The organism is Listeria monocytogenes ATCC 19117 (assembly GCF_000307025.1).
Taxonomy (GTDB): domain Bacteria; phylum Bacillota; class Bacilli; order Lactobacillales; family Listeriaceae; genus Listeria; species Listeria monocytogenes_B.
Map to the genome: position 1 here is coordinate 478,164 of NC_018584.1, position 12,401 is coordinate 490,564.

A 12,401-nucleotide genomic window follows, 5' to 3' on the forward strand; every position below is an offset into this window, starting at 1 on the left:
ATTAAATAGTAAAAGGTTTTCGAGGGGGAAAGCGCATGATAGAACAAGATTTACAGAAAAGACTAGTCGACCAAGAAATTCTCCAAGGGTCGGATTTGTTAGATGAAATTCACGAAGTAAAACAAAACAATGAACAACTTATCATCGAACTAAACACCAAGTACCACTCAAAAAAAGAAGTGATTAAATATCTCAGTGACATCACTGGAAAACCAGTCGATCCATCAGTCGATGTCTCACTTCCTTTTTATAGCGACTTCGGGAAACATATTACTTTTGGGAAAAATATCTTTATCAATTTAAATGTAACTTTCGTGGATTTGGGTGGGATTACAATTGAAGATAATGTTTTAATTGGCCCAGGAGCAAGACTTGTGACCGTCAACCATTTAGTTAGCCCGAAAAAAAGACGTGGCTTAAGAGTAGCCCCAATTTGTGTGAAGAAAAACGCCTGGATTGGCGCAAACGCAACGATATTATCAGGCGTAACAATCGGCGAAAATGCTATCGTTGCTGCGGATGCTACCGTCACAAGAGATGTCCCAGCAAACGTTATCGTCGCCGGAAGCCCAGCCAAACAAATTCGTAAAATTATCGAGGAATAAGGAGAGATAGCAAATGACAATCAAAAATAAAGTAATTATTATAACCGGAGCATCATCCGGAATTGGTGAAGCAACAGCCTTACTTTTAGCTGAAAAAGGGGCGAAAGTGGTTCTTGCTGCTCGTCGCGTAGAAAAGCTGGAAAAAATTGTTCAAACGATTAAAGCGAGTTCAGGCGAAGCAATTTTTGCCAAAACGGATGTGACAAAACGCGAAGACAATAAGAAATTAGTAGAATTAGCGATTGAAACATACGGAAAAGTAGATGCAATCTTTTTAAATGCGGGAATCATGCCGAATTCGCCATTATCTGCTTTAAAAGAAGACGAATGGGAGCAAATGGTTGATATCAATATTAAAGGCGTACTGAATGGAATTGCCGCAGTTTTGCCTTCTTTCATCGCTCAAAAATCAGGACATATCATCGCCACTTCTTCTGTAGCAGGATTAAAAGCATATCCCGGCGGCGCAGTATATGGCGCGACTAAATGGGCAGTCCGTGACTTAATGGAAGTATTACGGATGGAGTCAGCGCAAGAAGGAACCAATATCCGCACAGCGACCATTTATCCAGCAGCTATCAATACGGAATTACTAGAAACAATCACGGATAAAGAAACCGAACAAGGAATGACGAGCTTATACAAACAATACGGCATCACACCTGATCGTATCGCGAGCATTGTTGCGTATGCTATCGATCAACCCGAAGACGTCAACGTAAATGAATTCACAGTAGGTCCAACCAGCCAACCGTGGTAAATGGAAAAGCCTTGAACGGATTGATTATTCGTTCAAGGCTTTTTTTGTATTGCAGGAGAGGATTAAACATGGTATCTTAAATTGAAAGCGCTTAAAAAAGAGGTGAACCAATGAAATCGTAAACAATTAGAACAACTAAACCAAAAGTGCCTTTATGAAGTATATGATGATGAGCAACAAACAAATGATTTTCGTGTGGGATATATCAGAGTTATTTTTGATTCGTTCATTATATTGGAAAAATACCATACTAGAGTGGGATTTGATGGTTTTGCACTCGTAGCAAATGAAGCTATTTTTAAAGTTCAACAAGATACTCAATATCTGAAGCCGTATCAAAATTTAAACCGACCTCAGGAACAAATACCTGAATTAAGTGAGGAAGGCGACACACTATTGAATTTTCTGGAATGGACGAAAAAGAACAACAAATTAGTGGAAATAATGACTGTTTGGGACGAGCTAATTATCGGGACAATAGAAACGATTGAAGCAAATTTAGTAATGATTAATACCCTTGCACCAGAAGAATTTGCATCTGATGGGAAATGCTTTATAGAATGCGACAATATTGTTGATATTTGTATTGATACAGCGCGACTGAAATTTATTACTGCTTAACTATTTAACACTAATTATAATTAATAAAATTAATAATTCAAACAAAAAGTAAAAATTTTACATTTTGCATAACTTTTTGGAATGAAAACATGCTATAATAATTTTGTAATATTAGGAAAAGGACCAGTTTTATCTCAATTAAAACTGGTCCTTTTTTAGAAAGAGAGGGCAGTGAAGTTGTTAGCGGCAAGTTAAAAAAAGAGAAATTAGCAAGGCATCGAATGAAATTACATTGAAAAAGGGAGAGCTTGACACATGAAAATACATGCAAAAGCAAAAAAAATCTTAGTGAGCCTGATAGCTATTATGTTATTCCTTTCACTAATACCTGGTTATGCACCAATGGCGGAGGAGACGTCAACTGGGGTAGAAGTACCAGAAAAGAAAGCGGGAGAACAAGCACCAACAGAAGTGAAAGAAGAAAGAACAGAAAATGAAGTGGTTTTTAATAACCACGACGGGAGCTTTACAAAACAAATCTTTGCGGATTCTATCAATATGGAAGTTGATGGCGAGATGAAACGCATCGATGCGAATGTGGAGAAAGAAGCAGATTCTGACATGATTGTTCCAAAACAAACTCCATTAGAACTAGGCTTCTTAGACAAAATGGAAGACGGCGCATATCAGAAACTAACAAAAGCTGGCGCAGAAGTTACTTTTCGCTTAAAAGGAGCACGTACAGGCGAAAATGAACAAGCAGTTACAGACCAACCAGCGACCTACAAAGAAAATGAAGTTACTTATGAAAATGTATTTCCTAAAACAGATTTACGTCATTTAACTTTTCCACAATCAGTAAAAGAAGACATCGTACTACATGAACCTAATCAAGTAGATACGTATGTTTATCAAATAGAAACAAAACTTGGTTTAGAGCTGGCAAAGAATGGTGATGTGCTATTCAAAAATAAATCCGGTGAAACAATGTATACGCTTCCGAAACCAGTTATGACAGATTCCAATGTCGGCGCTGAGACCGGGGAAGCAGCGTTATCCGAGAATGTTTCCTTTGAAGTGAAACAACTCACCAAAACAGTCTATGAGTTACAATTAAAAGTAGATACAGCATGGCTAAATGATGTCGCGCGCGAATATCCTGTCTATATTGATCCATCTGTCCGGTTAGATGAAGTGTATAATGCCAACATCAATTCAGCAAAACCAACCGAAACCAATATCGGAAGCAAACTTTGGGATTCTGGCCAAAATGCTTACACGTTAAAACTTGGTAAATGGGACAATTCAACAGGAAATAATGCCGCCTATTTAAAAATGGACACGTCTACTTTAAATAAAGCGACGATTTCTAAAGCAACGCTAAAAGTGTATAACATTTGGCATATGTCCCCAACAGTTAAAAATGATCTTTGGTACTATGAATCTAATGCGAACTGGTCCCCATGGCAAGTGACATGGAATACAGCTCCTGCAACGACACGGATTGGAAGCGTCAATGTCGGCCGAGGTGAGTGGGCGAATTTAGATGTCACTAAAACAGTTCAAGCATGGGCAAGTGGCGTGCGACCAAATAACGGTTTCCGTCTAGCTACGAACATCGATCAAAACTATTGGAAAAAATTAGTAGCAAGTGAAAATAATAAAAACTATCCTTATCTAGAAGTAAATTATACGTATGCTCAACCGGAAAAACCTACTGTTAAAACGAATTCAAATGGAGTAGGAACTGGAACAGGTTACATGGATTTATCTTGGAAGGCTGTTCCTGGTGCAACGAGTTATAATATCGTTATTTCTAATGGATATAACTACGAATATATTAATACAAAAAGCACCGCAACCACTTGGAGCACTAAAGGGAAGAAAATTTCCCCAACAAATGACGAAATCGCTAATGGAGAATTCGAATTCCACCATGATGGCAAAGGAACCGAATTCGCTCTTGATCCGCGAGCGCAATATGAAAATGCGTTTCAAGCTGGAAGTACTTTTGGACTGCGCAATTTAACGCGCTATTTATTCAGAGTGCAAGCCGTTTTCCCGGGTGGAGAAAGCCCGAATTCCGACTTAGTATTTGCCTATATGCCAATCGAAAAACCACAACCCCCTGCTGCGAAAGCATATTCTAACTTAGCTCATAAAGAAACAGGATACGTGGAACTTAACTGGGAAAAGAGCCCAATGGCGGATGGCTATAAAGTACTTGTCTTCAATGGGAAAGCCTACGAAGAATACGATGTTGGCGCAGAAACAAAGTGGACCACCCAAAATAAAGGGATTTGGCCAACCAAAGAAGAAATTGCAGAAGGTAAATTCGCTCTTCATCATGACGGAAAAGGCGATGAACTAGCAAAAGATCCTTCTCCAGTTTATACCAATTCTGGCGGTAATTATAAAGAACGAACAAACTACTGGTTCCGAATTGTTGCGTACCAAAAAGCGGGAAATAACGCCACAAGTATTCAATCCGAACCAGCGACACCATCCCTTCCAGAAGTAGTAAATAAACAGCTAGGAATGGTAGATTACTGGACAAGTGTGCCGGTACGTGGCGGCGAAGTAAACGCTACAAATGGAAACTTTTTATTCCATGAAACAGATTTTAACTTAGAAGGCCGCGGCCCGAGTATCAATGTCGACCGTACTTTTAACAGCCAAGATGACGCAACAGGCATTTTTGGTAAAGGCTGGACAAGTACGCTTGAAGAGAAACTTATTGAAGAAGAAAACGGAAATATCGTATGGGTGGAATCGGACAAGAAAGTCCATCGTTTCACTAAAAAAGGCGATAAATACGTGGCACCACCAGGCATTTACTCCGAGATTACTAAAAACGCAGATGGCTATTTGAAAATAGAAGAAGATAAGTCAGAAACGCGCTTTTTAGCTGATGGACGATTAAAATCCGAAAAAGATACAAAAGGCAACGAATTAACTTACGAATATACTGACGGCAAACTAACAAACATGCGCGACGCTTCCGGACGTACCGTGACTTTAGCGTATGAAGGCGAGCTCGTAAAAGAACTTGTCGGACCAGAAGACCGTAAAATCAGCTACACGTATAATGACAAACAAGAGCTAATCAGTTCATCCACTGCCCGCGGTAAAATATACTGCTATGGCTACACAGATGGCTTATTAACATCGATTTACGATCCAAAACATACAGAAGAAAAACCATACGAAACAACCTTTGCTTATGAAGAAGAGAAATTAACAGAAATAACCGATCCGGTCGGCAAAAAAACAACACTTTCTTATGACATGGAAGAGCAACAAACAACTTTAACAAACGAGAAAAAGAAGAAAACCATTTATTCCTACAATGATGCTGGAAATCCAAAGAAAGAAATTGTGGATGCAGATGGTCTCAAACTCACAACGACCTACACGTATGAATCAAATAACCTAGTAAAAGAAGTGAATCCTAAGGGACAAGAAGAAACATATTCTTACGATGCAGATGGTAATATCACGCAAGCGACAGATGCTTACGGTACAGAATCATATACCTACAATGGAAATAACGATGTAACGAGCGCAACTGACACAGAAGGACGCAAAACGACGGTTACTTATGACGGAGCAGATGCGGTGTCAGAAACACTTGCGACAGAATCCCAAGTATCCTCTGTAACGCAGTATGACGCCTATGGAAATCCAATTCGAGGTAGTGGTGAACTTTCTTCAGCAGGTAACTTACTTCAAAACAGCGGCTTTGAAAAAGGAGCAGGAGTTTCCAACTGGACACTGATTCAATCTGATGCAAAAGGAAGCATGACATTCGATAGCACTCAGTCAGCTCCAGGAACACTCGGCGGCAGCGGTTCCGTTAAACTAACGAGTGAAGCAAATTCTACCGTAAAAGGCTATTCATCCGTTACTCAACGCGTTGATGTAGAACCAGAAACAACGTATACATTTAGCGCCTGGATTAAAACATCCGGAATGACAAACGCCGATGCACTTCTCATTGGACGTTTACAAGATGCAAATGCAAAAGATATTACCGATGCCGGCGTATGGCAATCCAACCGCGCCACATCGATCAAAAAGAACGGTGACTGGGTAAAACGCCAACTAACTTTTAAAACATCTAAAAACACACGCCAAGTCTTGCTTTATTTGGACAATGAACAACCAGCTCCGCATAAAGGAAAAGGCACAATTTGGTACGACAATGTTCAGTTTGAAAAAGGTAGTGTTGCTTCCAGTTACAACCCGGTAGTCAACAGCAGTTTTGAAGAGCACAATGGAACACTTCCGACTGGCTGGATGCGCACAGGTAATACCGCGCTGACACAAGCAAAAGTAGTCGATAATGAAAGCCATAGCGGTGATAGCGCTGTTTACTTCGAGCGAAAAGCAACAAGTGAAGCCTACACGCATATTGTCCAAGATGTACCAGTAAATCAAAAAGAAGCCAAAGCATTAACAATTTCCGCACTATCCAAATCAGAAGACGCCAAAGCAAACGGTTCTGTTGCAACGATGTCGAACGATTATTCGATATGGGGAACAATATATTATCAAGATGGCACAACTTCTTCCGTACAAGGTCAATTCCCACTCGGAACGAACGACTGGAACCGAAGTGCCGTAGTTGTTAAACCGACTAAGCCAGTCAAAATGATTAAAGTTTACACCATGTTCCGCAATGGTTTAACCGGAAAAGCTTGGTTTGACGATGTACGTGTCATAGAAGGCGAAGTATTAACAAAAAATGAATACGACGCTTCCGGCAATTATGTAACAGCTAGCTATGACGAAGAAGGCCGCAAAATCAGCTTCACTTACGATATTTACGGTAACACTACATCCGAAACAGACGAAAAAGGCAACAAAAAAACTTTAACCTATGATGCAGACAACGCACTTATAGACACAAAACTAGCGAACGGCACATCCGTAGCCTATAAGTACGACGACAATGGCAACACCACCGAAAAAAATGTCACCGCATCTGGCAAAACGCAAAAAAATATCTATGAATATGACGTAGATAACAAAATTACCGCATTTACCGATGCACTTAATCGCACAATCAAGTATGAATACGATGCAGCCGGTAATGAAACAAAAGCAATCATGCCAAATGGTCGCGTAACCGAAAGCACATACGATTCCGCTGACCGCTTGGACGGGATTAAATGGAATGATAAACTAGCATTTAAATTCCAATACGATCCAAACGGCAACCAAACAAAAGTAACCGACGAAATTAACAGCATCGTTACCGACAAAACCTACGACGATGCCAACCGAATCACCAAAGTAGCCGAACGAGGTGGTGACGTAAGCTACACTTACAAAGATAAACCAACAAAAGACAACAAAGGAAAAACAGACAAAGTCGGAGAAGTAGCCATTAACCACGGCGACTACACAGCAAAAACAAGCTACACATACAACGACTTAGACCGGAATACCCGCGTAAACGACGGAAGCAAAAACGCCTATTTCGAGTTTGACGAATTTGGAAACATTAACGTCTACACAGCAGGAAACGGCACCGCAGCCAACTACACCTACGATAGCACCCAAAAAGTCACCAACGCAGCTATTAGTAGCGCAAGCGGCACCCAAATTTTAGACGAAAACTACACCTATGATGCAGCAAGCAACCGTACAAGCATCGACAACAAACAAGACGGAAAAACAACCTACGAATACGATGCAGTCAATCAACTAACCAAAGAAACACTACCAGACGGCACCGTAAAAGCATACACCTACGATGGCTTCGGAAACCGCACACAAGTAGCAATCAGCGGAAGCGAGACAAAAACAATTGCCGCAAGTTATAATGATGGTAATCAACTGGTTTCGTGGAACGGAGAAGCGCTGACGTATGACGCCAATGGTAACCGTACAAGCGATGGCAAGTACACGTATACATGGGATACCGGCGACCGTTTAAGCAGCATTACGAAAAAAGGCGAGAGCAAGCCGTTTACGAGTTATACGTACGATGATGATAACCGCCGCTTGTCGAAAACAGTCGATGGCGTGACGACGAATTATCATTATGATGGCGATAGTATTGATGTTCTGTATGAGACTGATGGTGATGGAAAAGTAGTTCGTCAGTATGTTTATTCGGATGATAATGTTCGTTTAGCGATGAAGATGAACGGCAAAACCCTCTATTATCACTATAATGCGCATGGCGACGTAATTGCGCTCACAGATGAAGCAGGTAAGATTGTCGCAGAATATGCGTATGATGCTTGGGGAAATGTGCTGAAAAACACTGCCTCTACAGAAGAAGCCAAAGCCAATCCGTATGGTTATGCAGGATACACATATGACAAGGAAATCGAACAATATTACTTGATGGCGCGTTATTACGAACCAGAGCAAGGCGTGTTTACCGCATATGATCCAGACCCGGGCGATGAAGACGACCCGCAGACGATGAATGGGTATAATTATGCGAATAATAATCCGGTGATGATGGTTGACCCTGATGGAAATTGGGCATGGCTTATCCCAGCTGCTATGGCTGCCGGTAAGTTTATTTATAAGTTTAGAAAGCCTATTGCAAAATATGGTAAAAAAGGTGCCAAATGGGTAGGGAAGACTGCTAAAAAGGGCGCTAAATGGGTAGGGAAGACTGCTAAAAAAGGTGCTAAGTGGGCGCGATCGAGATATAATTCTAAGAAAAAAGAATTTACAGTTACTAAGAATTGGAAGGTAGGGCTTCCTAAGAAAAGCCAAGGAGGAAGGATTTTTGCTATAATTAACCGTAAAAAAGGGAGGCTATTCGCTTTAGATTACGGAAAAGTTGGTGGAAATCAAAAAAAATATTTACATGTCCACTGGAACTACAAACCAAAGCACTATATAATCTATCCAAGAAAAGGAAGGGGAAAATAATGCTTGACAAACAACAACTATATATTGTAGAAAACAAAGACATACCTAATTATGAAGTTGACTCTGGAATTACTGGAGCAGAACAAAATTATATTTATAATTTTAAAAATCCAATCCCTATTTCTGAACAAGAATTACAAGACATTTGTGATACTTTTGGTGAGTTTATGGTTTCTGCTTATTTTTTAGTGGATATATTTGGGCCGTATGAGGAATTACCTGGAGACAAAAAGAATGGCTATAAAAAAGTTGTTCTTGCAGATGAATCTATGGAGATAAAGAAAAAGATGTTTCATTTGTTTTTAGAAGGTGATGCTTATCCAGACGCAAACAAAATATTTTTGTTCAAGGAGAAAAAAGAATTAAATGCTAGAAAAAACATGGAAATAGAAGATGGAATGATAGTGATTTCTCCTGTTTTAGATGTTACTGCTATAGGCATATTTTCAAAAGGAATAGATTTGGCGCAGTTTTTCAAGTAATCAGAGTGGATGGTATGACTGCGAGAATATTGCCTAAAACATTAAAGATGCTTTGAATAAAGCTCAATTGCTAAAATAATATATCTAAATTAGAAATATAAGTTACTGGAATATTATTTCTATAGTTTAATCGTGTAGAAACAATTTGAAATTGCTGCTGATTATGTATACCAAAGTAAAGAGATAATCTTTATTGACATCATAGGCGACGAGACGCCAGCAATTGGAATAATCGCTGAAAATGACTATGAAGGATTAGAAATTACTTTAGTGGATGACGAAGGTCGATTAGATGGAACTTGTTGGATAAAAAAAGAAGATATTCTAGCCCTGCGTTTCGGCGGCAGTGTAGAACAAGATTTGATGAACAAACTAAAAAAATAAACTAAGAATAAGCCCTCCATTTTTACAGGGAGGGCTTATTCTAAAAGTAAGAGATGTAAATAATACATATCAAAAGAATAATCTCTGCGTGAGCATAAGCAAGATAGTAAGAATACAATCCTAGAGAATATAAAAAAAGAAAAAGGAAAGAAAATAACCAAATTAGGAGATTGAAATGGATTCAATGTTGAAATTAATAATGGATTTGGAATTCATCGGCATAATTATAATGTGTATAGTTATTATAGATTTTAAGAAAGACAGCTTCTTTTATAGGTGTATGCAAGTATTAATATTGTTAACTTTATTTGCGGTTACGGGAATAATTATCTACTTTTAAGAAGGATCGAGGGATAATATGTTATTTGTGATAATAATATATTTTGTTTTTCTACTTATATTAATTATTGGCTATGAAACGAGACGTAAGAAAAACAATAAAACCGTCCTTAACAGTATAGCTATCATTATTTTCCTGCTAGCCCTTATAATTTATTGTATAATGCTAGTCCCTCGGTTGGGCATTTAGGGATGAAATCCACTATAGATAGAAAGAAGCGAAGTGATCTAACATTCCCATTAAAGCCTAAGCGTTTTCTAAACATTTTTAAGTCAGAACCGATGAGGGAAAAACCTGGAATAATGGAATATAACAAATTTATAATTGTAACTAAAGGAGTAGATATAAAGACATTACTTAGCGGGGTGTCAGATCTTAATAGACGCGAAAACATTGAATATTTTTTAGTGCAAAATACAATCATGACTTACCAGATTCTAGAAGGCGAAGTAATCAATTTCTATGCAAAAGACTTGGGATTTTTAGTTGATGAATTAGCTTTATAGCAGTAGACGATGTGAGGCAAATAATTGCCAAATTAATATAAGTCAAAGTCATTTATATATAAAATTTCAGAGTTAGAAGACCTACTGGGGCTTATCCTAGCAAGAGTACCAGAACTGTGAAATTCAGAATGAAGGAAAAGAAAGTTTATAGGAGGAGTGTGAATGTCTAGTTTCGTATCTTCAGGATGTGTATATAAACAAAGTTCATATAAAAACCTAGTCAAAATATATATTGATTTGATAAGTAGTAAAGCAAATGTGGAAATTGAAAATATAGTTTGTTACAGTCCGGAAAGCGACTTATCTAGCACTAAAAATTTGGAAGAAGTGAAAAAAGATAATAGTTTTTCAAAAGTGACTCATATTAATTGCAAGCAGGTAAGAGATAATTTGGAATTTGTTGTACGTTTCTATGAGGAACAAAACTATCAAGGGGTTTTGTTTGATCTATCGTATGATTACTTGCCCGAGATGTTTTCACCAAAAAGTTTGGAAAATAAATTAATCAGTATTTTAATAACTATTTATTCATATTATCCCTATTATTTTAGTTTTATTGACACGGAAGCAGAAGTGGATATGTTCCATAATCCTAGGAATATAGAACCTCTTGAAAGCCCGTATGCAACATTAATTCTCCCAAAGAATGATGACTTTCATGTGTATCTAAATACTTGGGAAATTGACGGTATAAGTGAGAGGAAGAAAAAGCATTATGTTATTAAGAATACACCACTCCACCGAACAAACTAAAAAAAGAATTGGAGAAGCATAGATAAATGATTCATTTAAAAGGTATAACTACTGCGGGTGCTTATGATAATCAAGGTAAATATTTAGAAGAAATTCATGAAGATATTGAAAAAATAATGAAGCGGCTAATTCTTCAATTTGATATATATCAATTTCATATTTCCAGTAATTTTGAGGCAGCTGCTGATAAATCAGTCCTTGTGAAACAAACTAGATTTAGAAAGACATATATTCATTTTTATAAAGAGGATGAAGAACGATTTAAAGAGGGATCTAGCTATGACCAGTATTTTTTATTAGAAAAAGATTGCGACATCTCTGAGCAGATAGATAAATTAGAGCTTAGCGAAATACCAAGGATAGAAAATATACGAGCCAAATTGTTATCCATTTTCCCATTATTAGTCGTTTTATCAGATTCAAGTGAGTTGATGGCGTATTCAATGGAAAAATCGAATTTAGAGCTGATATAAATTCAGGAGGGATAAAGTGGGAAATCAAAAACAATCTATTGATTACTTTGAAGTTAAAGGGATTGCTAAATTTCGAAATAAGTTACATAAAGCCTATAAAGATTTAACTTTTCCAGGGCTAGACTTCCCCTATTGTGTACCTGACAAAAAATATAGCTATTTATATTTCCCATTAGATGCATTTGAAAATACGAAAGAAGGCAATCGAATTTTATCCGTACTTTTGTTAGATAAAGAAAAAGATATATATTTTCACTCAGATGTTTTTGGAATGTTTTTAACAAGTTGGCTATTACTTGGAAAACTAAAAATAAAAAGTATAAATGAATGGAATGGGGTATTCAGCGAGAACATCCTCACAAAAGGATCAAGAAATCCCATTAATTTAGTTGATATTAGCCCTACTATATTCCTGCTAGATGGGAGTATATTAATAAAATTTGATCGTAGTTCTCATTTAGTCATCATTGGATTTTCTAATAAAATGGAGCAAATGAATAGTGAGATTCGACTTTCTAAAGATGAAGTGGTAGATTATTTTATTAAAAAAGATGCAGCAGATGAATCAGAAGCAGAAGATTTTAAACAAGCATATTTAAAAAACTACTATTCAGTGAGCATTTAAGACTAAAAA

The 12,401-nt window shown here is 37.7% G+C and carries 9 protein-coding genes; all 9 read left to right on the forward strand.

Translation table 11 applies throughout. The annotated features are described in order from the left end of the window. The first annotated feature begins 35 nt into the window (after window positions 1-35). The 9 genes from LMOATCC19117_RS02340 to LMOATCC19117_RS02380 all read left to right on the forward strand — a co-directional run bounded on the left by LMOATCC19117_RS02340 (window position 36) and on the right by LMOATCC19117_RS02380 (window position 12,392). Entirely contained in the window at window positions 36-605 is a 570-nt protein-coding gene (locus LMOATCC19117_RS02340) for a DapH/DapD/GlmU-related protein (RefSeq protein ID WP_003734610.1), read from the forward strand. 13 nt (window positions 606-618) lie between these two features. After that, entirely contained in the window at window positions 619-1,365 is a 747-nt protein-coding gene (locus LMOATCC19117_RS02345; protein WP_003725158.1) for an SDR family oxidoreductase, read from the forward strand. Window positions 1,366-1,560: 195 nt separating this feature from the next. Further along, window positions 1,561-1,986 (forward strand): hypothetical protein, encoded by a 426-nt coding sequence (locus LMOATCC19117_RS02350; protein WP_003725159.1) that lies wholly within the window; start codon window positions 1,561-1,563, stop codon window positions 1,984-1,986. A 255-nt stretch (window positions 1,987-2,241) separates the two neighbouring features. After that, on the forward strand, window positions 2,242-8,829 hold the full coding sequence (locus LMOATCC19117_RS02355; protein ID WP_003734611.1) for a DNRLRE domain-containing protein: 6,588 nt from the start codon (window positions 2,242-2,244) through the stop codon (window positions 8,827-8,829). Continuing rightward, a complete protein-coding gene (locus tag LMOATCC19117_RS02360) occupies window positions 8,829-9,311 on the forward strand; it encodes a hypothetical protein (RefSeq protein ID WP_003734612.1) in 483 nt (160 codons plus the stop codon). The genes LMOATCC19117_RS02355 and LMOATCC19117_RS02360 overlap by 1 nt, the downstream gene beginning before the upstream one ends. Before the next feature lie 915 nt (window positions 9,312-10,226). Then, on the forward strand, window positions 10,227-10,541 hold the full coding sequence (locus LMOATCC19117_RS02365; RefSeq protein ID WP_003741484.1) for a hypothetical protein: 315 nt from the start codon (window positions 10,227-10,229) through the stop codon (window positions 10,539-10,541). Between the two features lie 162 nt (window positions 10,542-10,703). After that, the gene (locus tag LMOATCC19117_RS02370) at window positions 10,704-11,294 is read left to right on the forward strand and encodes an Imm64 family immunity protein (RefSeq protein WP_003734614.1); all 591 of its coding nucleotides are present in this window, start codon (window positions 10,704-10,706) and stop codon (window positions 11,292-11,294) included. A gap of 26 nt (window positions 11,295-11,320) precedes the next feature. Further along, complete coding sequence (locus LMOATCC19117_RS02375) at window positions 11,321-11,767, forward strand: hypothetical protein (RefSeq protein WP_003734615.1); 447 nt, start codon at window positions 11,321-11,323, stop codon at window positions 11,765-11,767. A 16-nt stretch (window positions 11,768-11,783) separates the two neighbouring features. Then, window positions 11,784-12,392: a hypothetical protein gene (locus tag LMOATCC19117_RS02380; RefSeq protein WP_003734616.1), complete on the forward strand. Its 609-nt coding sequence runs from the start codon at window positions 11,784-11,786 to the stop codon at window positions 12,390-12,392. The last annotated feature ends 9 nt before the right edge of the window (window positions 12,393-12,401 follow it).